This is a genomic window from Streptomyces pluripotens (genome assembly GCF_000802245.2).
Taxonomy (GTDB): Bacteria; Actinomycetota; Actinomycetes; order Streptomycetales; family Streptomycetaceae; genus Streptomyces; species Streptomyces pluripotens.
The window spans coordinates 3,429,950-3,451,317 of sequence record NZ_CP021080.1; the positions used below are offsets into that span (position 1 = coordinate 3,429,950).

The following is a 21,368-nucleotide window of genomic DNA, read 5'->3' on the forward strand; positions in this document are numbered from 1 at the left end:
CGAAGGGATCCCCAGCAACCACACGACGTTTTGTGCTACTTACGTGTTACACGGATGCGGTCCCACTCCCTCGCACCAGCAACTCGGCCGCATTCCAGGGGAATTCAAGACAATCGGGGTATTTCACTTTGACTACCGGCACCAAGGGAACTCACCTTCGCAAGTCCGCCGCCGTCGCCATCACCTCCGGCGCACTGTTGGTCACCGGCGCCCTCACCGCGGCGCCCGCACAGGCCGCCTCCGCGCCCAAGATCGTGGCCAAGGGCGGCTACGTGATGGACAACGCGAACGGTAAGACGCTGTACGCCAAGGCCGCCGACACCCGGCGCTCCACCGGCTCCACGACCAAGATCATGACCGCTAAGGTCGTGCTCGCGCAGCCGCACCTCAACCTCAACACCAAGGTGACGATCAAGAAGGCGTACAGCGACTACGTCGTCAGGAAGAACGCCTCCCAGGCGCACCTGATCGTCGGCGACAAGGTCACCGTCCGCCAGTTGCTGTACGGCCTGATGCTCCCGTCCGGTTGCGACGCCGCCTACGCACTCGCCGACAAGTACGGAACCGGCTCCACGCGCACCAAGCGGGTCGCGAACTTCATCGGCAAGATGAACTCCGCTGCCAAGAAGCTGCACCTGAAGCACACGCACTTCGACTCCTTCGACGGCATCGGCAACGGCCACAACTACTCGACGCCGCGCGACTTGACGAAGCTCGCCAGCAGCGCGATGAAGAACACGATGTTCCGCGAGATCGTCAAAACGAAGCGCTACACGGCCAAGACGATCACCAGGACGGGCAGCACGCGCACCATGCAGACGTGGCGCAACACCAACTCCCTGCTGTCCAGTTACCGTGGCGCCATCGGGGTGAAGACCGGCTCCGGCCCGGAGGCCGGCGCCTGCCTGGTCTTCGCTGCCACCCGCAACGGCAAGACCGTCATCGGCACGGTCCTGGCCTCCACCACGTACGCACAGCGCACGAAGGACGCCTCGAAGCTCCTCAACCACGGTTTCGCCAGGCTCCGCTGACGCCCGTACGGTACGGCTGACGCCCACGCGCCGATCACCGGGCCCGTCGCACCCCTGTGACGGGCCCGTCTGACACCGTTCCCACAGGACTTCCGCCTCCCATCGGGCGACGCGGAACGCACCCCTGCCCTGGGTGGTGGGTCGTGCGGACGTGACCGAGTCCTTCGAGGTACGACCCGCCCCAAAACGGTGCCTGGTGCAGTCCCGTGTGGTCGTGGACGCAACAGCAGTCGCACCAAGAGCGGCACCACGACTCGGCACCACTCGCTTCGCGGTCCTCGGCGCCCCGTCTCACACGCTGCGCCCCGCCCCATGGCCCTACGGCCGCCTGCTCGACGCCGCGAACTACCGCGCGTTCCGCAATCGCCGCTCCCTGCTGCTGCTCGACCTGCAACGGCAGCTCCGGGCGGAGGAACTGCCGTGGGTGCGGGCCGTCGCCGCCCAGCGCGTCGACGACGGGACGGACGTGGCCGCCACTGCGCTGCCGCGTTTGGGCGGGCTGGCCGTACGGGCGTTCCCCGGTACGATCCTGCCCAACCCGCTGATCCACGAACTGTCCGTGCTGGCCCGCCAGGCCGAACTGGGTGCCCCGTTTGTGGAGGAGCTCGCCGCCGACATCTTCATGGGCACGTTCACCCCGAAGTTCCTCACCACAGCGCTCTCCGAAGAGTCCGCACGGCAGCCCTGGCACGTCGTTGGCCGACTAGACCCCGCTCTCACCAGGCTGCGCCGGGTCATGGACGGCGCCCCACCCGACTCGGGTACGGGTCGCCGCCTGCTGGGCTGGAGCACCGGCAGCCACTGGCTGCGGCCGGACCCGGTACCGGCCGGGCCGCGTGTGGAGTAATGAGCGTGTGGAGTAATGAGGAGGAACGGACCTTCCCCGACGGCACCGAGTCGCCGCAGATGAGGAAACCGGCCCGCCGACCGTCGGTGCACAGCCGCTCGGGCAGGTCGTGGGCCGCGCACCAGGAAAACTGGTGCGCGGCCCACGACTCGCACACGGCCGCTCAGGCCCAGGTGATCAGCCGTTTCGGCTGTTCCAGGATCGCCGCCACGTCCGCCAGCACCTTGGAGCCCAGCTCGCCGTCGACCAGGCGGTGGTCGAAGCTCAGCGCCAGCGTGGTGACCTGGCGGGGCTTCACCTTGCCCTTGTGGACCCACGGCTGGAGCTTGATCGCACCGACTGCGAGGATCGCCGACTCGCCTGGGTTGAGGATGGGCGTTCCGGTGTCGACGCCGAAGACGCCGACGTTGGTGATGGTGACCGTGCCCCCCTGCATGGCGGCCGGCGACGTCTTGCCCTCTCTCGCTGTCGACACCAGGTCACTGAGGGAGTCCGCCAGTTGCGGGAGCGTCTTGTCGTGCGCGTCCTTGATGTTCGGCACGATCAGACCACGCGGAGTGGCCGCCGCGATGCCCAGGTTCACATAGTGCTTGAGGACGATCTCCTGGTTGGCCTCGTCCCAGGAAGCATTGACCTCCGGGTTGCGCTTGATCGCGACCAGCAGGGCCTTGGCGATCAGCAGCAGCGGGTTCACCCGCTTGCCCTGCATCTCCTTGTCCTGCTTCAGTTCCTCGACCAGCTTGATCGTGCGGGTCACGTCCACCGTCACGAACTCCGTGACGTGCGGAGCCGTGAACGCAGAGCCGATCATCGCCGCCGCCGTCGCCTTGCGCACGCCCTTGACCGGGACACGGGTCTCACGCGTGCTGTCGTACGGCGTCACCGCCGCCGGGGCCACGGGAGCGGTGGCAGGGAACTGCACCGGCGGCTCGGGAGCGGCCTTCGGTGTGGCCGCCGCATGGACGTCCTCCCGGGTGATGATCCCGTCCGGGCCGGAAGGAGTGACCGTTGCCAGGTCCACCCCGAGGTCCTTGGCCAGCTTGCGCACCGGCGGCTTGGCCAGCGGGCGGGCTCTGTCCACCGCGGGGGTGTGGCCGTTCAGCTCCGGCTGGACCGCCTGGGCCGGCGCCGGAACGGTGACCTGGGAGCCCTTCCGGGGGCGGCGCTTGGTGGCGGAGGCAGCCACGCCGTAGCCGACCAGAACCGGCTTGCGGCCCTCCGCCTTCGGTTCCTCCGTGGCCTCCTCGGGCTCCGCCTTCGGCGCCTCGGGCAGCGCCGGCGCCGCGGCGCCGCCCGACACGTCCACCGCGATGATGGCCGTGCCCACGTCGACCGTGGTTCCTTCGGGGAAGTGCAGCTCGCGGACCACGCCGTCGTAGGGGATGGGCAGTTCGACGGCCGCCTTGGCCGTCTCGACCTCGCACACCACCTGGCCGTCGGTGACCGCGTCACCGGGCTGGACGTACCATTTGAGGATCTCGGCCTCGGTGAGCCCCTCGCCCACGTCCGGCATCTTGAACTCGCGTACGGACGCATCCGTCATCGTCGTCACGACCCTCTCCTCAGTACGCCAGCGAGCGGTCGACGGCGTCGAGCACGCGGTCCAGGTCCGGCAGGTACTCCTCCTCCAGCCGGGCCGGCGGGTAGGGGGCGTGGTAGCCGCCCACCCGGAGCACCGGAGCCTCTAGGTGGTAGAAGCACCGCTCGGTGATCCGCGCGGCGATCTCCGCGCCGGAACCGAAGAACACCGGCGCCTCGTGAACGACGACGAGACGGCGGGTCTTCTCCACCGAGGCCTGGATCGAGTCGAAGTCCAGCGGAGACACCGAGCGCAGGTCCAGGACCTCCAGGGACTTGCCCTCCTCGGCCGCCGCCGCCGCGACTTCCTGGCACAGCTTCACCATCGGGCCATAGGCCGCCAGGGTCAGGTCGGCGCCCTCTCGGACGACCTGTGCCCTGTGCAGCGGGGCGGGGATCGCTGCCGCGTCCACCTCGGCCTTGTCCCAGTAGCGCCGCTTGGGCTCGAAGTAGATCACCGGATCGTCGCTCTGGATGGCCTGCTGCATCATCCAGTAGGCGTCCGAGGAGTTCGACGGGGAGACCACCTTCAGGCCCGCCACGTGCGCGAAGAGCGCCTCCGGCGACTCCGAGTGGTGCTCGACCGCGCCGATGCCGCCGCCGTAGGGGATGCGGATGACGACCGGCATCTTCACCTTGCCCAGCGCACGCGCGTGCATCTTCGCGAGCTGCGTGACGATCTGGTCGTAGGCCGGGAAGACGAACCCGTCGAACTGAATCTCCACCACTGGGCGGTAGCCGCGCAGGGCGAGGCCGATCGCGGTGCCGACGATGCCGGACTCGGCGAGCGGGGTGTCGATGACCCGGCTCTCCCCGAAGTCCTTCTGCAGGCCGTCCGTCACCCGGAAGACGCCGCCGAGCTTGCCGACGTCCTCACCCATGACCAGGACCTTGGGGTCGGCCTCCAGGGCACGTCGCAGCGACTCGTTGATGGCCTTGGCCATCGCCATCTTCTCTGCCATGTCACTGACCCCCTTCTGCGTCCGCGAACGACGCCTGGTAGGCGGCGAACTGGGCTCGCTCCTCGTCGACGAGCGCATGCCCGTCCGCGTACACGTTCTCGAAGATGGCGAAGTGGTCCGGGTCGGGCATGGCACGGACCGCTTCGCGCACTCGTTTGCCCAACGTCTCGGACTCCGTCTCCAGTTCCGCGAAGAATCCCTCGTCCGCGTGGTTTGAAGCCTCCAGGTACCGGCGAAGACGCAGGATCGGGTCCTTCGCCTCCCAGGCGACGCGCTCGTCGTCGTGACGGTAGCGGGTGGGGTCGTCGGAGGTGGTGTGGGCGCCCATCCGGTAGGTGTACGCCTCGACCAAGGTGGGGCCCTCACCTCTGCGGGCGCGCTCCAGCGCCCACTTGGTGACCGCCAGGCAGGCCAGGACGTCGTTACCGTCCACGCGCACGCCCGGGAAGCCGAAGCCCTGCGCGCGCTGGTACAGCGGCACCCGGCTCTGCTTCTCGGTCGGCTCGGAGATCGCCCACTGGTTGTTCTGGCAGAAGAACACCACGGGGGCGTTGTAGACGGCGGAGAACGTGAACGCCTCGGCGACGTCGCCCTGGCTGGATGCGCCGTCACCGAAGTAGGCGATGACCGCCGAGTCCGCGCCGTCCTTGGCGACACCCATCGCGTAGCCGGTGGCGTGCAGCGTCTGGGAGCCGATGACGATCGTGTAGAGGTGGAAGTTGTTGCTGTTCGGGTCCCAGCCGCCGTTGTTCACGCCGCGGAACATGCCGAGCAGGTTGGTCGGGTCGACCCCACGGCACCAGGCGACACCGTGCTCGCGGTAGGTCGGGAAGACGTAGTCGTCGTCGCGCAGGGCCCGGCCGGAGCCGATCTGAGCGGCCTCCTGGCCCAGCAGGGAGGCCCACAGACCCAGCTCGCCCTGGCGCTGCAGGGCGGTGGCCTCGGCGTCGAAGCGGCGGGTGAGCACCATGTCGCGGTACAGGCCGCGCAGCTCGTCCGGGGTGATGCCGGCGACGTAGGCGTCGTACTCGGCGTTCTTGACCCGCTTGCCCTCAGGGGTCAGAAGCTGCACGAGTTCGGGGTCGGTGCTCCTCTTCGCGGCGGCGCGCGGCGCGCGGCTGGTGCGCTTGGCGCCGGTGTCTCCGGACTTCTTTCCGGCGGTACCGGACTTGCTGCCGGTGGTGCCGGCCTTGCCTGCGGCGCTGCGTCGCGGGCTGCGCGCGGCACTGCTCTCCACGGTCACGTGTGCTCCTCCGTCGTTCCGGCCCCCGGGGTTGCCGGCTGGCCAGTGCGGCTCACCTGTCTCGGCCACCGGGCACGGGGTGGGTGCCACTCGGCCGGGAACAGGCGTGACAGGTGCCCCGGCGAGCGCCCTGCAACCAACACGTTACCCAGTGGTCCACATTTCTGTGAAACCCCTCTTGACCTGCGTTTTTGCTTGGATTTCCAAGTAAATCGAGGCAATGGGGAAGCATGCTGGTCACAGCCTTGCGGCAAGGCCGGAGCAACCGCACGTTATCCCGCGCACCCAGGTCACGGGAAGAGTTTGCGTGTGAGACTGGCCGCGTGCGCGCAGACGGGCGATTCCGGGTATGCGTGCTCGATGACCACGAAGTCGTCCGTCGGGGCGTGCGCGAACACTCTGCGCACGGACTCCGCACGTTCTGCACGGAGCCGGACATCGAGCCGGTACCGCGGTACGCCTTCTAGGGGCATCCACGACGACGAGCCGCTCCGGGCAGTTCGGGACGTCACCGCTGGCAGGTCCCCGCCGGCCCCGGCCGCTACCGCGGGCCCGGGCGTGCCGAAGTGACTGCGCGACGTCGTTGGCGCGGACCAACGGCGGGGTGAGTCGACTCTGCAGCGAGGAGCGCCGCGTCCTGGAACTGATCGACAAGGGGCTCGCCCATCACCAGATCGGCGCGTGGCTGCAGCCGACCAAGAAAACGATCAAGAACTACGGTCGCTACGTCTCCGACTTGCTCACGGAACCCGGTATGCAGCGCCGTTCCCGGGCAGCCACTTATCCGGCCCGCAGGAGGGCGGAAAAGCACGGAAGCAGGTGACATCACGGGGCTCCGAAAGGCCTCGAAAGCCTCGCGCCCGGTTTTCCCGAAAAGGCCCTCGGCGTCCACCGACTTGCGCCGTGTGACCGAATGCGACCGACGACGACTACCTGTGATAACTCCCAGCTCACAGTAACTTTTCGTGCCCTAGCATCTGCCGCGTGCCGCGCTCTTGTGTACCACCGCTCGTGCCCCACGCGCCCCCTCTGAGCGCCCTGCTGCGCCTCTATGCCGCCGGTAACGCCGTCGCCTGTGATCCGGTCGACCAGGGCCTACTCAATCGCGGTTACCGGCTCCGCACCACACATGGCCGCTACTTCCTCAAGCACCACTTCGACCCCGACACCGCCGACCCGGCCGCCATCGAACGTCGACACCGGGCCACCCAGCGCCTGGCCGACCTCGGCGTCCCAGTCCCCCCACCGCTCGCGCACCGTGACGGTCGCACGGTCGCCGTCGTCGGTGGCCACGCCTATGCCCTGTACCCCTGGATCGACGGCCGGCACCGGCACGGCGGACAGCTCACCCGGGGGGAGAGCGCACGACTGGGGGCGTTACTGGGCGCCGTGCACGCCTGTCTGGAGCGTGTGATGCCGCCCAAGGGGCGCACCCGCCCGGCCCGAAGCCCCCACCCCGTGGAGAGCGCCGACCCGGCCGACACCTTCGCCCTCATCGACGACCTGCTCGCCCGGGCCCACCGGCATCGCCCGGCCGACGCCTTCGACGAACTGGCCCGGCACCGGCTCCTGGAGCGCCGCACGCTCCTGGAACAGCACGCGGACCGGCGCCCGCCACGCGGCGCCGCGGTGGGCTGGGTGCACGGCGATTTCCACCCGTTCAACGTGCTCTACAAGGACGACGCCCCGGCCGCCATCGTCGACTGGGACCGGCTCGGTGTACAGCCTCGCGTCGAAGAGGCCGTGCGTGCCGCCGCGATCTTCTTCGTACGGCCCGCGGGCGCCCTGGACCTACCGAAGGTGCGGGCGTACGCACGCGCCTACCGGTGTGCGGCCGGGGCCACGACTGCGGAACTGGCGGCGGCCGTGCACCGGGTGTGGTGGGAACGGCTGAACGACTTCTGGATGCTGCGCTGGCACTACGAGCGCGGCGACACGCGCGCGGACTGCCAGTTCCCGGCCGCCTCCGCCCTCGCGGTGTGGTGGACACGCGAGTACGACGCGGTGTGCGACGCGTTCGTGCCATGAGCGGACCGGATCAGAGCGCCGCCGTTCCGGTCGTCGGGGGCGTCCTTCAAGGACCGACAGCTCCCGTGGCACCGTCCGTCGCGCTCCCAGCCGTGCTGCCGTCCGTGGCGCCCTGGTCCGTACCGCCGCCGGTCGCCGGGTCCGTAGGCGGCGACAGCGAGGACTGCGGATCCGTCGGCTCCTGCGAGGTCGGTGGATCAGTCGGCTCATAGGTCGGGTCGGTGGTGGCCGACTGCGACGGGGGAGAGGACGGCGTGTACGACGGCGGCCAGTTGGAGCCGGTGCCCGTGTCCGAACCGGTGTCCGTGGAGGTGTCCGTGGGCTGGTCGGTGCTGACGTCGGAGGGGGTGGACGGGGCCTGCTCGTCCTTGGGGCTCTTGGAGTGCGTCGCCGGCGGCTTGGTGTCGGTGCCGGTGCCGGTGCCGTGGCCCGCCCCCTTGTTGAGGGCCAGCGCGACGCCCGCCGTGATGGCGATGACCGCGAAGACGGCGAGGATCCACAGTTTGCCGCGCCCGCCGCCCTGGTTGCCGCGCCCCTCGAAGCCGCCGTCGTCGCCGTGGCCGTAACCGGAGGGCAGGATCGGCTGGGGGATCTGCGTGGTGCCGGAGCCGGGGCCGAAGTCGGCCGGGTGCGACATCACGGCAGTTCCGGCGAAGCCGCTTGCCGGGGTGTGCCGACCGTCCTGCATCTGTACCGGACCGGTGTTCCAGGTGCCGGTGTGGCCACCCTGGTCATACAGCATCTGCAGGCTGTACTGGACCAGCCCACGCATCTCCTCGGCCGTCTGGAACCGGTCGTCCGGCTCCTTGGCCAGAGAACGCATGACCAGGCCGTCAAGTTCGGGCGGGCAACCGTCGTAGACCTCCGAGGGCGGGACCGGGATGTCCTGGACGTGCTGGTAGACCACCGACAGCGGGGTCTCGCCGGTGAACGGCGGGCGCAGCGCGAGAAGTTCGTAGAGCAGGCAGCCGGTCGCGTACAGGTCGGAGCGGTGGTCGACGGCCTTGCCGAGCGCCTGCTCCGGGGAGAGGTACTGCGGGGTGCCCATGACCATGCCGGTCTGGGTCATCGTCGTGGACGCACCGTGTAGGGCGCGGGCGATACCGAAGTCCATCACCTTGACGGCGCCGCTGTCGGTGATGATCACATTGGCTGGCTTGATGTCACGGTGCACAATGCCGTGCTGGTGCGAGTAGGCGAGTGCCTCCAGCACCCCGGAGACGATGATCAGCGCCTGCTCGGGGCCGGGCGCCTCGGCGTTCATCAGCAGGTCACGAATGGTGCGACCTTCGACCAGTTCCATCACGATGTACGGAACGGACTGACCGCCGACGACGTCCTCGCCGGAGTCGTACACGGCGACGATCGCGTGGTGGTTGAGGCCGGCGACCGACTGGGCCTCGCGGGTGAAGCGGGCCTTGGAGACCGGGTCCTCGGCCAGGTCCGCGCGGAGCAGCTTGACGGCAACCGTACGGCCCAGACGCACGTCCTCAGCCGCGAACACCTCGGCCATGCCGCCCCGACCCAGCCGATGTGTGAGCCGGTACCGGCCGTCGCCGACGAGCCCGCCGTTGCCCCATGTCTCCGGCGTCTCTGACATGCCGCCGCCAGTCGCTTCGGGGTCGGACGGGCCCTGGGCGCGCTGCGTCTGTGCCATCAGTCCTCGCCGTCGTTTCTGCCCGCGGTGCGCGCGGTGTTGTTACGGTCTCCGTCGGCCACGCTACAGCCTCCTCCGGGGCCACCGGTTCGGAACCGGAACCGGGACCGCCCCGAGACGGACCGGTCATGAAACCTCTAGCACGCGCTGTCCTGCAAATCCTGTGCATCCGCAGTGCGCCCCGGTCACGCCCGCGCGACGCTTCTTGCGCGTACGGTCACGGAACGGGCAGCGCGCTTGACGTGTCGGTGCCCTGGGGCAGACTTGGCCGGGAATAGCACATTCGATCAAGGCCGGTTCACGAGTTCACGACGCCGGACGGCCAGTGAGGGACACGGAGAGATGAGCCAGGGCGGCGCACACGGCCGGTACACGGGGCAGGCGCTGGCCGGCGGCCGGTACCAGCTGCGCGACGTGCTCGGCGAGGGCGGCATGGCCTCGGTGCACCTGGCGTACGACGCCGTGCTCGACCGGCAGGTCGCGATCAAGACGCTGCACACCGAGCTCGGCCGGGAGCATGCCTTCCGCGAGCGCTTCCGCCGTGAGGCCCAGGCCGTGGCCAAGCTCACCCACACCAACATCGTCTCCGTCTTCGACACGGGCGAGGACGAGCTGAACGGCACGGCGACGCCGTACATCGTCATGGAGTACGTCGAGGGCCGCCCGCTGGGCTCGGTCCTGGAAGAGGACGTCCGGCAGTTCGGCGCGATGTCCGTCGACAAGGCGCTGAAGACCGCCGCTGACGTACTCGCGGCGCTGGAGATCAGCCACGAGACGGGGCTGGTCCACCGCGACATCAAGCCGGGCAACGTGATGGTGACCAAGCGTGGCGTGGTCAAGGTCATGGACTTCGGCATCGCCCGCGCCATGCAGTCCGGCGTCTCCTCGATGACCCAGACGGGCATGGTCGTGGGCACCCCGCAGTACCTTTCGCCGGAGCAGGCCCTCGGCCGTGCTGTGGACGCCCGGTCCGACCTGTACTCGGTCGGCATCATGCTGTTCCAGCTGATCACCGGGCGGCTGCCGTTCGACGCCGATTCGCCGCTGGCGATCGCCTATGCGCATGTGCAGGAGGAGCCGGTAGCTCCCTCCACGATCAACCGTGTGCTGCCGCCCGCGGTGGACGCGCTGGTCGCCCGCGCCCTGAAGAAGAACCCGAACGAGCGTTTCCCGACCGCCGCCTCCATGCGCGAGGAGTGTCTACGCGTCGCCGCCTCGGTCCAGGCGACCCCGCCGAACATCGTGCCGGGCGCCGGGCCGGTACAGAGCGGTGCCGGTGTGGGATCCGCGGTGTTCCCGCCGGTGGGCCCGGCGGCCCCGGGACCGAGCAGCCCCGCGATGCCAGGGCCGAGCGGGCCGGTGCAGATGCCGTACCAGCCGACCCCGTACGCTCCCCAGGCACCCGCCCCGGCCTACGGCTACCCGCAGCACAGCGGTTACCAGACGCCACCAGTGGGCTACGGGCCGCAGCCCACCCCGGCCCCGCCGCCGTACGGGGTTCCGCTCCAGCCGGGCGGTCAGCCCTCCGGCAACGACGGCAAAGGCAACAAGCTAGTGATCATTGGATCGGTCACGGTGTCGCTCATCGTGGCCGTCGGCCTGGCCGTCGCACTGGCACTGAACAACAAGGACGGCGGTGGCACCGCTGGCGGTGGCGGTGCGAGTGCCTCGGCGTCCACCTCCCACAAGGCGGGCTACCGCGGCCCGGACACTTCCCGGCGGATCGACAAGACCGAGTGCACGGACCCCCGGCAGTCGTACGACGACCCAACCAAGATCCGGCTGCCCGACTTCCGCTACAAGAACATCGACTCCGTGAAGCAGTGCTTCCAGGCCGCGGGCTGGGCCTGGAAGATCAAGCCCGAGGACAACAACACCTGGGGCGACGGCACCGTCTTGGACCAGTTCCCCGCCCAGGACACCGATGTGGATCCGAAGAACATACAGACCGTCGAGCTGGGAGTCTCGACGGGCAACCCTCCTCAGTGATCCTGATTTCCGGATCCCGGAGGCAGCACTGCTGGTGGGAAGGCAGACCCCGTCGATCGGACGTGACCGCGGTCCTCATCAGGTGCACGGCTCGCACTGCCCCGCGCTGGCACAGGTCCACCCATCCGGCGCGCGAAGGACCCGGCGGTCCTCCGCCGGGTCCTCGTTTGTCGTGTGGATGGTGCGCACGATGCAGGCGCCGCTTACAGGTACGGCCCGCCCGCACGGCCGCCCGCGTGGTGATCGTCGCCGCCCTCGGGCCCGGCCACTCCCGGCGGAAGTGCGCGACGCATCTGCTCCAGCTGGGCCCGCGCGGCCATCTGCTGGGCGAACAGCGTCGTCTGGATCCCGTGGAAGAGGCCCTCCAACCAGCCCACCAACTGCGCCTGCGCGATGCGCAGTTCCGCGTCGCTGGGGGCCCCGTCGTCGGTGAACGGAAGGGACAGCCGCTCCAGCTCTTGGACCAGCTCGGGGGCCAGGCCGTCCTCCAGCTCCTTCACCGAGCTGGCGTGGATGTCCTTCAGCCGCACCCGGCTTGCCTCGTCCAGAGGAGCCGCGCGCACCTCCTCCAGCAGTTGCTTGATCATGCTGCCAATCCGCATGACCTTGGCCGGCTGTTCCACCTGCTCCGTCACCGGGGTCTCGCGGGAGTCCTCGTCCCCGCCGCCGCCAAGCGCCATCCCGTCCTGACCCACCACAAGGATCTGGGGATTCTCCGGCGACCCTTCGTTCCTCGGCATCTCCATGCCGCCATTCTCTCGCACCCGTACACCTCATCACCGTGGTGCCCCCTTGTGGAGCTGATCCACCGTTTAGACCTGACGGCGCAACCCGGAATGCCCCCTTCGCCATCGGATGTGACGCTTGATTCCGTCCGTTCCATCGGTCACGGCACCTGGGTTCCGGGAGGTCACCGACGTGACTCCATGGCTGCGACTCACACTCCGCTGCGTACGGCTGCTGTTCGTGCTCACCACGGCTCTGCCAGCCTGTTCTGCGGTCACCCTGTGCGGCACGGCGAGCGCCTACGCCGCCGAGCCCGACTCCGCCCGCTCCTCGGCCGCCGGACACCCGAACCGCCAAAGTCACCCGGAGCACCAGTCCGCGAACCGTCCGGGTCGCGGACACCCGAACCCCGCCGTCACCGGGCACGGGACCGAAGACGCCCGCAGGAGCGACGCACCCATCGGTGAACCCGTCGGCGGACAGGACAGCGAAAGCGCCGGGAATCATGGCCGGACGCAGGGCCAGGGACACGGCGAGATACCTGCCCGCACGCCCGTCGGGGTGCAGGACCACACGCCCGACCGCGCTCACCGCGGCTCCCCTGCCGCCGGGACCTGGGCTGCTCACGCGCCCGCCCTGTCCGTCTCTGCCTCGACCTCCCCTTCCACCAAACCGTCACGGGCCGGGAGCCTGGCAGGTGAGGGGCGGATGCGGCCGGGCCGGGCGGACGCGACTGCGGGCGAGGTGGAGGGCGCCGAGGACAGCGTTCCCACCCGGGCCCAGGGCACCGACGGCGCCCCATCCGGGGAGCCGGAAACGGCGGACGCCCCGGGCGGGACGCCGGAGGCCTCCGAGGCAATTGAGGGAGCCGGTCTCGATCCCGCGGACCCTGCACCGCAGCCCGCCGCCCGGCAAGCGGTCCAGGAGGGTGGGGGCCCCACCGAGCCAGTCCTGCAGACCCTCCCTCTGGGCAGCGGGCTCGTCCTCATCGGCCTGGGCCTGGGGCTGGCGCTCCTGGGGATCAGACTCCGCAAGACCTGATCCGCCCGGCCCCGCTACGGCGTGATCAGCAGCACCTTGCCGATGTGCCCGCCGGCCTCCACCACCGCGTGCGCCTGCGCCGCCTCAGCCATCGACAGCTCCCGGTCCACGACCGGGCGGACATGCCCGCCGGCCAGCAGTGGCCACACGTGCTCGCGCACGGCGGCCACGATGGCGGCCTTCTCGCCGAGCGGCCGGGCCCGCAGCGAGGTCGCGCTGATGGCGGCCCGCTTGTTCAGCAGCATTCCGATGTTCAGCTCGCCCTTGGCACCGCCCTGCATGCCGATGATCGCGAGACGTCCGTTGACGGCAAGGGCCTGGAGATTGCGGTCCAGGTACTTGGCGCCCATGTTGTCGAGGATGACATCGGCGCCCGCCCCGTCCGTGGCCTGCTTGATCTCTGCGACAAAGTCCTGCTCGCGGTAGTTGACCAGCACATCCGCGCCCAGCTCGGCGCACTGGTCCAGTTTCTCCTTCGTACCGGCGGTCACCGCGACCCTGGCGCCAACGGCCTTGGCGAGCTGGATGGCCATGGTGCCGATGCCACTGGAACCGCCGTGCACCAGCAAGGTCTCACCAGGGCGCAGATGGGCGACCATGAACACGTTGGACCACACGGTGCAGGCCACCTCGGGCAACGCGGCCGCGTGCTTGACGTCGATGTCCCCGGGCACGGGCAGCAGCTGTCCGGCCGGTACGGCGACCTTCTCCGCGTAGCCACCGCCCGCAAGGAGCGCGCACACCTCATCGCCGACGGCCCAGCCGGACACTCCGGGGCCGAGCGCGGCGATCCTGCCGGAGCACTCCAGGCCGGGATAGGGGGAGGCGCCGGGCGGAGGGGGGTAGAAGCCCTGCCGCTGCAGGATGTCGGCACGGTTGACGGCGCTGGCCACCACCTCGACCAGTACCTCGCCCTCGCCGGGTACCGGGTCGGGGACCTCGTCCCACACCAGCGCCTCGGGTCCACCAGGTTCGGGAATCGTGATCGCATGCATACCGGTGACGCTACTCCCCCCGGGGTCCAGCACCGGGACAGCCCTGCTCGCTCAGGATGTCCGTGCAGTCCCGGTCATGTGCAGTCCCGGTCATGTGCCGGGCAACGGCCGGGTGTCCGGGGTGACGTGGGTGTCGGGGGTCATGCGAACGATGGTGATGAGCCGGTCCGTCAGCTGGAGGGTGCCGACGGACGGGTCGTCGTAGCCCAGCACCCGGTGTCCGCGGACGATGCTGACCACGAGGTCCTGGGTCTCGCGCGGCTTCTTTCCCACCTCGCCGCGAACGACAGGACGTTCGATGATGTCCAGTCCGCTGCCCTGCTGGATCAGGTTCTCCATCACCATGCCGGCAGCTGGGCTGAGCACCGACAGCCCGAGCAGCCGACCAGCCGCACTGGCGCTGGTGATGACCGCGTCGGCACCCGACTGTTTGAGTAGCGGGGCGTTCTCCTCTTCGCGCACTGCGGCAACAATCTTCGCACCGCGGTTGAGCTGCCGGGCGGTCAGCGTGACGAGGACAGCGGTGTCGTCGCGTTGTGGGGCGACGATGATCTGCCGGGCTCTGTGGACCTCGGCTGCCTTGAGCACGTCGCTGCGAGTGGCGTCGCCTATGACGCCCACGTAACCCTCGGCGGTCGCCGCATCGATCACCCTGCTGCTCGGGTCGACGACGACCACCTTCTCCTTCTTCAGTCCGGTCGCACAGACGGTCTGGACGGCCGACCGCCCTTTCGTACCGAAGCCGATGACGACGGTGTGGTCACGCAAGGTGGACCTCCAGCGGTTCAGGCGCCATTCCTCCCGGGTGCGTTCGGTGAGGACCTCCAGCGTGGTGCCGACCAGGATGATCAGGAACAGCACGCGCAGCGGCGTGATGACGAAGATGTTGATGAGTCTGGCACTGTCGCTGACCGGGGTGATGTCGCCGTAGCCGGTGGTGGAAAGGGTGACCGTCGCATAGTAGAAAGCGTCAAGCAGGCTGACAGAGCCGTCGGCGTTGTCGTGGTAGCCGTCGCGGTCTACGTAGACGACCAGCGCGGTGACGACCAGTACCATCAGAGCCATGATCAGCCGTTTGGTGACCTGACGGATCGGACGCTCCACCGCTTTCCGCGGGAGCTTGACCCGATGGGGCACCAGATGCTCGTCCGCGTCTCGGGCGATGGCGTCATGGCCCGGAAGTTTCACGTGAAACACACCCCGATTCCGCCGGTCGCCCACGGCAGGTCCAGTAGTTCGGCCTCCGCACCCTGCGCGGCCCCGCCCGGCGGTACGACGGCCAGTGCGTCGGCGGCGGCGATGCCGCGCAGCATGGCCGGGCCGTTGTAATGCAGCGGTACGGCCCGGTCACCGCGCAGGACCACGGGGATGAGCCGGGTGTCGTACGGGTGCCCCTGGACCGTGTCCCGGAGCGGCAGCGTGTACGGCTCCGGAGCCGGGCGTGCGGCCAGCGTGCGCAGCAGTGGCTCGGCGAGCGTGAGAAGCCCGGAGACCGCCGCGAGGGGGTTGCCGGGCAACCCGACGAGATGCTGGTCGTCCTTGGTACGGGCGAGCAGCATCGGGTGCCCGGGGCGGACCTTGACACCGTCGACGAGGAGTTGGGCGCCGATACGGTCCAGGGTCGGGTGGACGTGGTCGACCGGTCCGGCGGCGGTACCGCCGGTGGTGACGATCAGGTCCGCGTCAGAGGTGGTGATGGCCTTGTATAGGGCTTGCGCATCGTCACCGATCCGTCGCGCTGCAACGACCTCGGCACCGAGCGCGCGCAGCCACGGCGGCACCATGGGGCCGAGCGCGTCGCGGATCAGCCCGTCATGCGGCAGCCCCTCGGTCAGTAGTTCGTCACCGAGAATGAGCACTTCGGCTCGGGGGCGGGGTACGGCGGTGACCGCGTCGTACCCGGCCGCGGCGGCCAGGCCCAGGACGGCTGGGGTGACCAGGGTGCCCACGGGAAGCAACTGGTCACCTCTGCGGCACTCCTGACCGCGCGGGCGGATGTCCTGCCCGTGCCCCAGCAGGGGAGTCGCCCCTGCTCCTGCGGGGTCGGGAGGGTGAGGCAGGGCTGCGTGGAGCCGGCCCTGACTGTCGGTGCGGCCGTGTTCGGTACGCAGGACGGCGGTGGTGTCGGCGGGAATGCGGGCGCCAGTCGCGATCCGGACTGCCTCGCCGTCGGCGAGCGGCCCGGGCTGGGCGTGCCCGGCGAGCAGGCCCGCGCCCCGTACCTGCCAGGGGCCGGGTCCGGCCACCGCCCAGCCGTCCATCGCGGAGGTGTCGAAGGAGGGCAGGTCGGTGAGCGCGTCGAGGGGTGTGGCCAGGACCAGCCCCAAGGCGTCGGACAGTGGCACCGAGACGGGGGTCCGGCGCGCGCCGGAACGGGCCGTGCGGGCAGCGCTCTCGCGGGCCTGCCGCCACTGAGTGGCACGATGCCGTTCGACCCGCTCGGCCGGTGGTTTAGACCGGGGAGCGGGAGCGGTGTTGTCGTCCTTGGGTTCCCTCACGAGGGCAAGGGCCTCCTCGACGTCGAGGTCGTCGCAGTCCTCGGCCTGTGCCCCGCTCCGGGTTCCGGGGGCCGTCATCCGGCGTCCGGGGCACCTGGGCCTCCGCTACTCCCGTCCTCACCCCCGTTGCTCTCTTCTTCCCACCGCAAGGCCAGGGCGGCAGCCTTGCGGGCGGCCTCGGCGACCGCCTCGGGGCCTTGCCCGCCCCGGGCAGCTGCGTAGCCGACGAGGAAGGTGGTCAGTGGGGCGGCGGGCCGGGCCACACCGTGCGCGGCGTCCCGGGCCAGGTCGAGCAGCATGCCGGTGTCGACGTCCAGGGTGATGCCCAGCTCGTCCTTGACTGCGGAGATCCATTCATCCAACACGTGCCCATGCTCCCTGATGCGTGCCCTGGCGTTGGCGATGTCGTCCCAGGTGTCGCAGTCGAAGGACGCGAGCGGGTCGGGGACACGGATGAGGCGGAGGGCGCCGGTCAGCCGGCGCAGTGGCAGCCCGGTCAGGCCGCCGTGCGCGACGGTGAGAGCAGCCAGCTCGCGGCGCAACGCGCCGGTGCGGTAGGCAGCGACGAGCGGCTGCTCGCGTCCGGTCGAATCGGTGAGCAGCGCGCCGTCGGCGTCGGTGTCCCGGAGGGCGGCCAGCAGGCGTTCGAGGGCGGCCTGTCCGAGGAAGGGAAGGTCAGCTGAGAGGACGACGGCGCGCTCGGCCGTGATGAGCCGCAGTCCCGCCTCCAGCGCGGCGACCGGTCCGGCGCCAGGTGGCTCTTCACGCACCCAACGCACCGGCCGGACGGTAGCACGGGGTACTGCCACCACGACGGTCGTACATGCCCCGGCGCAGGCCGTGAGTACCCGGTCGAGCAGTGCCCGGCCCCCGACCCGAAGGCCGGGTTTGTCCGCTCCGCCAAGCCGCCGCGCAGCACCGCCGGCCAGCACGACGGCGTCGTACGGCACGGGGGCTCCGGGGGCGGAGTGGGCGGCGAGGACGTTGTCGGTCACCCCCCGAGTATGTACTGCGGGTGCCTCCTTCCGTACCTCGCGTAGGTGATGCCGTGCGTTGCCCCAGCTGCCACCGGGTGTGCGCGGTTCGTCCGCCACCGGTGCCCAGGAGCACCGGCATCACGGGCTGCGAAGAGTGCCACCGGCGTCACAAGGTACGCAGGAGCACCGTCGGATGTTCCACGCAGTCGGCCACATATCTGAGGAAGCCTCCCGCCGTACCGCCGTCGCACACCCGGTGGTCGAAGGTGAGGGACAGCTGCACGACCTGGCGCGCCGCCAGCTCGCCCTCGTGGACCCACGGCTTGGGGACGATGCGGCCGACACCCAGCATGGCCGCCTCGGGATGGTTGATGATCGGCGTGGAGCCGTCGACCCCGAAGACTCCGTAGTTGTTCAACGTGAACGTTCCCCCAGTGAGCTCCCCTGGGGTGAGCGTCCCAGCTCGGGCAGCCTCGGTGAGCCGGGCGAACTCCGCGGTCAGCGACTCGGCATCGCGCACGTGGGCGTCCCGCACGACCGGCACGACCAGTCCGCGGTCGGTCTGCGCGGCGAATCCGAGATGGACCTGATCGAGCCGGACGATCTCGCGGGCCTCGGTGTCGACGAAGGAGTTCAGCTCGGGGAACCGGGCGAGCGCAGCAGTACAGATACGGGCGAGCAACGCGAGAAGGGAGATCTTCGGGCCACCGACGGCGTTCATTGCCGTTCGCGCCCGCATGAGGTCGGTCGCGTCGGCGTCGACCCAGCAGGTCGCGTCCGGGATCTCACGGCGGCTACGGGACAGTTTGTCGGCGACGGCACCGCGGATGCCCTTGAGCGGGACCCGGGCCCCGCTGCCGGAAGGTGATGCCACCGGGGCCCGGCCGGTCGGTTGCGGTGCGGTCGTCGGGGTTTCCCTGGCTCGCAGCGCGCCCTCGACATCGGCTCGCAGGATCAGCCCCTCGGGTCCCGAACCGACCAGTTGCCGCAGATCCAGGCCGTTGTCCCGAGCAAGCCTGCGCACCAGCGGCGAAATCACCGGGACGGGCCCCTGGGCCGGGGTGGTCACCGGAGCCCCCGCGCGCGCCGGGGATGCCGCAGCGGGCTCGGGCATGCGGGTGGCCGGGGCGTGCCCGGGCTGCTTCGCCTGTCCGTTCTGGGCGGCCGTCCCCGCCGCCGGGCCCCGCACCCGGCGGCGCCTCGCCGCGGGCGCTTGTGTGCCGTACCCGACCAGCACGTTGCCGGAGCCCTCGGGCTCGGCAGCAGTTTCGCCCACGGCCACCGTCAGCAGCGGTGCCCCGACGGGCAGTTCGGTACCCTCCTCGCCGAAGCGGGCGGTGACGACACCGCCGTAGGGGCAGGGCACCTCGACCATCGCCTTGGCCGTCTCGACCTCGACGACCGGCTGGTCAACGGCGACGACGTCACCGACTTGGACCAGCCAGCGCACGATCTCCGCCTCGGTGAGTCCCTCGCCGAGGTCGGGGAGCTTGAATTCCAGCACCTGTGCCATCAGCCCTCGGCCTCCCACTGCAACCGTGCCACGGCGTCCAGGATGCGGTCCACGCCGGGCAGGTGGTGCCGCTCCAGCATGGGCGGCGGATAGGGGATGTCGAACCCAGCCACGCGCAGCACCGGGGCCTCCAAGTGGTGGAAGCACCGCTCGGTGATGCGGGCCGCGATCTCGCCGCCGGGTCCGCCGAACCCGGTGGACTCGTGGACCACGACCGCGCGTCCGGTGCGCCGGACAGCCGCGCAGACCGTCTCGTCGTCGAACGGCACCAGGGAACGCAGGTCCACGACCTCCAGGTCCCAGCCCTCGGCCTGCGCCGCCTCGGCGGCCTCCAGGCAGACCGGTACGGACGGGCCGTAGGTGACGAGCGTGGCACTGCGGCCGGGGCGCCGGACGACCGCCCGCCCGATGGGTTCCACGTCCGTCGGGTGCTCGGGGTTCCAGGAGTCCTTCGACCAGTACAGCCGCTTGGGCTCCAGCAAGACGACGGGGTCGTCGGAGGCGATGGCCTGGCGCAGCAAACCGTAGGCGTCGGCCACGGTCGCCGGTGTGACGACGTGCAGGCCCGGGGTGGCCATGTAGTAGGCCTCGGAAGAGTCGCTGTGGTGTTCGACGCCGCCGATGCCGCCGCCGTAGGGAACGCGGACGGTGATCGGCAGGGGCATCCGCCCCCGCGTGCGGTTGCGCATCCGGGAGACGTGGCTGATCAGCTGTTCGAACGCCGGGTAGGCGAAAGCGTCGAACTGCATCTCCACCACGGGGCGCAGGCCGTACATGGCCATGCCGACCGCGGTGCCGAGGATCCCGGCCTCGGCCAGGGGGGTGTCGGTGCAACGGTCCTCACCGAACTCCTTGGCAAGGCCGTCCGTGACGCGGAAGACACCACCGAGGGCGCCGACATCCTCGCCCATGACGTGCACGGTGGGGTCAGCAGCCATCGCGTCACGCATCGCGCGGGTGAGGGCCTGCGCCATGGTGGCGGGCTTGACGGCGACGGTGGTCATCGGGTGCCGCCCTTCTGCTCGCCGTGTTCGCCGTGCTGTTCCTGCTCGGCTTCCAGCTCGGCCCGCAGCAGGGCACGCTGTTCGCGCAGTTGGGCGGTGTTCTCGGCGTAGACGTGGTCGAAGAGGTCCATGGGGTTGAGTTCGGGGTCCTGGTTCATGCGCTCACGCAGATCGGCGGCCATCGTCTCGGCGTCCTGCCGGGCGGCCTCGATGGCGGCCTCGTCGAGCAGTCCGCGCGCGGTCAGCTCCCGTTCCAACAGCGCTATCGGATCGTGCGCCCGCCAGGCTTCGATCTCGGCGTCGCTGCGGTAGCGGGTGGCGTCGTCGGCGTTGGTGTGCGCGTCGATGCGGTACGTCACCGCCTCCACCAGGGTCGGCCCGCCGCCCGCGCGTGCCCGTTGTACGGCGTCGCTGAGGACCTCGTGCATGGCCGGGGCGTCGTTGCCGTCCACCAGCCGGCCCGGCATGCCGTAGCCGACGGCCTTGTGGGCCAGGGAAGGCGCGGCGGTCTGCTTGGCGAGCGGGACGGAGATGGCGAAGCCGTTGTTCTGCACCAGGAAGACGACCGGTGCCTGCCAGACGGCGGCGAAGTTCAGGGCTTCGTGGAAGTCGCCCTCGCTGGTGCCGCCGTCACCGACCATGGCGAGAGCGACCACATCGTCGCCCTTGAGGCGGGCGGCGTGCGCGAGACCGACCGCGTGCGGCAGCTGGGTGGCGAGGGGGGTGCTCAGGGGCGCCACCCGGTGTGCGTAGGGGTCGTACCCGCTGTGCCAGTCGCCGCGCAGCAGGGTGAGCGCGTCGACGGGGTCCACGCCGCGTGCGACGACGGCGAGGGTGTCGCGGTAGCTGGGGAAGAGCCAGTCGCGCTCTTCGAGGGCCAGGGCGGCGGCGACCTCGCAGGCCTCCTGGCCGGTGCTGGACGGATAGACGGCCAGGCGGCCCTGCTTGGTGAGCGCGGTGGCCTGCGCGTTGTAGCGACGACCGCGCACCAGCTGGGCATACAGCCGACGCAGCAGTTCCGGGTCGGTCTTGGCAGCCGCTTCGGTGCCAAGGACGCGGTGGGGCTCGGCGTCGGGCAGCAGCGGCGCGGGGTCCATACGGGGCTGCCAGGCGGGCGGCGGCGAAGGCCGGTACGCGCCCCGCTGCTCCATGACCGTCATGACGGCACCTCCTCGTGGGAGCGACTACGGGAGGCGGGTCGCCTGTGACTCGCCTCACCTACCGATTGTTCGGTCGTCGGCACATTTTGGCTACAGCCCCCTCCAGGCTGTGGACAAAC

At 70.2% G+C, this 21,368-nt stretch carries 17 protein-coding genes and 1 pseudogene; 6 read left to right on the forward strand and 12 right to left on the reverse strand.

The window, feature by feature from the left end; genetic code table 11:
* Window positions 1-128: 128 nt before the first annotated feature.
* Together LK06_RS15365 and LK06_RS15370 are read left to right on the forward strand one after the other, a co-directional pair.
* Window positions 129-1,031 carry a D-alanyl-D-alanine carboxypeptidase family protein gene (locus LK06_RS15365; RefSeq protein ID WP_039653590.1) on the forward strand — a complete coding sequence of 301 codons (903 nt, stop codon included), beginning with the start codon at window positions 129-131 and terminating at the stop codon, window positions 1,029-1,031.
* 325 nt (window positions 1,032-1,356) lie between these two features.
* Window positions 1,357-1,878: pseudogene (locus LK06_RS15370) on the forward strand (hypothetical protein); the annotation flags it as partial.
* 163 nt (window positions 1,879-2,041) lie between these two features.
* On the opposite strand, the gene LK06_RS15375 reads toward LK06_RS15370, so the two are convergent.
* Genes LK06_RS15375 through pdhA (LK06_RS15385) form a run of 3 tightly spaced genes read right to left on the reverse strand, consistent with a single transcriptional unit; the run spans window position 2,042 to window position 5,661 of the window.
* Window positions 2,042-3,430 (reverse strand): dihydrolipoamide acetyltransferase family protein, encoded by a 1,389-nt coding sequence (locus tag LK06_RS15375; RefSeq protein ID WP_043434445.1) that lies wholly within the window; start codon window positions 3,428-3,430, stop codon window positions 2,042-2,044.
* A 10-nt stretch (window positions 3,431-3,440) separates the two neighbouring features.
* On the reverse strand, window positions 3,441-4,418 hold the full coding sequence (locus tag LK06_RS15380; protein WP_039653595.1) for an alpha-ketoacid dehydrogenase subunit beta: 978 nt from the start codon (window positions 4,416-4,418) through the stop codon (window positions 3,441-3,443).
* Window position 4,419: 1 nt separating this feature from the next.
* Window positions 4,420-5,661: a pyruvate dehydrogenase (acetyl-transferring) E1 component subunit alpha gene (gene pdhA / locus LK06_RS15385; protein ID WP_039653596.1), complete on the reverse strand. Its 1,242-nt coding sequence runs from the start codon at window positions 5,659-5,661 to the stop codon at window positions 4,420-4,422.
* 604 nt (window positions 5,662-6,265) lie between these two features.
* Between pdhA (LK06_RS15385) and LK06_RS15390 the strand changes: the two genes are divergently transcribed.
* Window positions 6,266-6,484 carry a response regulator transcription factor gene (locus LK06_RS15390; RefSeq protein WP_052269972.1) on the forward strand — a complete coding sequence of 73 codons (219 nt, stop codon included), beginning with the start codon at window positions 6,266-6,268 and terminating at the stop codon, window positions 6,482-6,484.
* 161 nt (window positions 6,485-6,645) lie between these two features.
* Window positions 6,646-7,689: a phosphotransferase gene (locus LK06_RS15395; RefSeq protein WP_411572773.1), complete on the forward strand. Its 1,044-nt coding sequence runs from the start codon at window positions 6,646-6,648 to the stop codon at window positions 7,687-7,689.
* Window positions 7,690-7,735: 46 nt separating this feature from the next.
* Here LK06_RS15395 and LK06_RS15400 read toward each other — a convergent pair whose 3' ends face one another.
* Window positions 7,736-9,346, reverse strand: coding sequence for a protein kinase domain-containing protein (locus LK06_RS15400; protein ID WP_039653598.1), 1,611 nt, complete (start codon window positions 9,344-9,346; stop codon window positions 7,736-7,738).
* Window positions 9,347-9,688: 342 nt separating this feature from the next.
* Here LK06_RS15400 and LK06_RS15405 point away from each other — a divergent pair, with 342 nt between their 5' ends.
* A complete protein-coding gene (locus LK06_RS15405; protein WP_043434443.1) occupies window positions 9,689-11,335 on the forward strand; it encodes a Stk1 family PASTA domain-containing Ser/Thr kinase in 1,647 nt (548 codons plus the stop codon).
* 203 nt (window positions 11,336-11,538) lie between these two features.
* On the opposite strand, the gene LK06_RS15410 is transcribed toward LK06_RS15405, so the two are convergent.
* A complete protein-coding gene (locus LK06_RS15410) occupies window positions 11,539-12,081 on the reverse strand; it encodes a bacterial proteasome activator family protein (RefSeq protein WP_039653601.1) in 543 nt (180 codons plus the stop codon).
* A 172-nt stretch (window positions 12,082-12,253) separates the two neighbouring features.
* Here LK06_RS15410 and LK06_RS15415 point away from each other — a divergent pair, with 172 nt between their 5' ends.
* On the forward strand, window positions 12,254-13,102 hold the full coding sequence (locus tag LK06_RS15415; RefSeq protein ID WP_043434441.1) for a hypothetical protein: 849 nt from the start codon (window positions 12,254-12,256) through the stop codon (window positions 13,100-13,102).
* A gap of 14 nt (window positions 13,103-13,116) precedes the next feature.
* Here LK06_RS15415 and LK06_RS15420 read toward each other — a convergent pair whose 3' ends face one another.
* The 7 genes from LK06_RS15420 to pdhA (LK06_RS15450) form a co-directional block, all read right to left on the reverse strand.
* Window positions 13,117-14,097 carry an NAD(P)H-quinone oxidoreductase gene (locus LK06_RS15420; RefSeq protein WP_039653603.1) on the reverse strand — a complete coding sequence of 327 codons (981 nt, stop codon included), beginning with the start codon at window positions 14,095-14,097 and terminating at the stop codon, window positions 13,117-13,119.
* Window positions 14,098-14,187: 90 nt separating this feature from the next.
* On the reverse strand, window positions 14,188-15,285 hold the full coding sequence (locus LK06_RS15425; protein WP_039653604.1) for a potassium channel family protein: 1,098 nt from the start codon (window positions 15,283-15,285) through the stop codon (window positions 14,188-14,190).
* A complete protein-coding gene (locus tag LK06_RS15430; protein ID WP_039653605.1) occupies window positions 15,282-16,673 on the reverse strand; it encodes a molybdopterin molybdotransferase MoeA in 1,392 nt (463 codons plus the stop codon). The genes LK06_RS15425 and LK06_RS15430 overlap by 4 nt, the downstream gene beginning before the upstream one ends.
* Window positions 16,670-17,590, reverse strand: a complete 921-nt coding sequence (locus LK06_RS15435; protein ID WP_039653606.1) for an NTP transferase domain-containing protein — start codon at window positions 17,588-17,590, stop codon at window positions 16,670-16,672. Before LK06_RS15435 ends, LK06_RS15430 begins: the two co-directional genes overlap by 4 nt.
* A 148-nt stretch (window positions 17,591-17,738) precedes the next feature.
* Window positions 17,739-19,085 (reverse strand): dihydrolipoamide acetyltransferase family protein, encoded by a 1,347-nt coding sequence (locus LK06_RS15440; RefSeq protein WP_043434437.1) that lies wholly within the window; start codon window positions 19,083-19,085, stop codon window positions 17,739-17,741.
* Window positions 19,085-20,089: an alpha-ketoacid dehydrogenase subunit beta gene (locus LK06_RS15445; protein ID WP_039653608.1), complete on the reverse strand. Its 1,005-nt coding sequence runs from the start codon at window positions 20,087-20,089 to the stop codon at window positions 19,085-19,087. Before LK06_RS15445 ends, LK06_RS15440 begins: the two co-directional genes overlap by 1 nt.
* Window positions 20,086-21,249, reverse strand: coding sequence for a pyruvate dehydrogenase (acetyl-transferring) E1 component subunit alpha (gene pdhA, locus LK06_RS15450; protein ID WP_039653610.1), 1,164 nt, complete (start codon window positions 21,247-21,249; stop codon window positions 20,086-20,088). Before pdhA (LK06_RS15450) ends, LK06_RS15445 begins: the two co-directional genes overlap by 4 nt.
* Window positions 21,250-21,368 lie beyond the last annotated feature (119 nt).

Coding starts and splice junctions, on each gene's coding strand:
- LK06_RS15405 (WP_043434443.1), top strand. CDS start 9,689: ATGAGCCAGGGCGGCGCACACGGCCGGTACACGGGGCAGGCGCTGGCC.
- LK06_RS15420 (WP_039653603.1), bottom strand. CDS start 14,097: ATGCATGCGATCACGATTCCCGAACCTGGTGGACCCGAGGCGCTGGTG.
- pdhA (WP_039653610.1), bottom strand. CDS start 21,249: ATGACGGTCATGGAGCAGCGGGGCGCGTACCGGCCTTCGCCGCCGCCC.
- LK06_RS15430 (WP_039653605.1), bottom strand. CDS start 16,673: ATGACGGCCCCCGGAACCCGGAGCGGGGCACAGGCCGAGGACTGCGAC.
- LK06_RS15445 (WP_039653608.1), bottom strand. CDS start 20,089: ATGACCACCGTCGCCGTCAAGCCCGCCACCATGGCGCAGGCCCTCACC.
- LK06_RS15380 (WP_039653595.1), bottom strand. CDS start 4,418: ATGGCAGAGAAGATGGCGATGGCCAAGGCCATCAACGAGTCGCTGCGA.
- LK06_RS15440 (WP_043434437.1), bottom strand. CDS start 19,085: ATGGCACAGGTGCTGGAATTCAAGCTCCCCGACCTCGGCGAGGGACTC.
- LK06_RS15410 (WP_039653601.1), bottom strand. CDS start 12,081: ATGGAGATGCCGAGGAACGAAGGGTCGCCGGAGAATCCCCAGATCCTT.
- LK06_RS15400 (WP_039653598.1), bottom strand. CDS start 9,346: ATGGCACAGACGCAGCGCGCCCAGGGCCCGTCCGACCCCGAAGCGACT.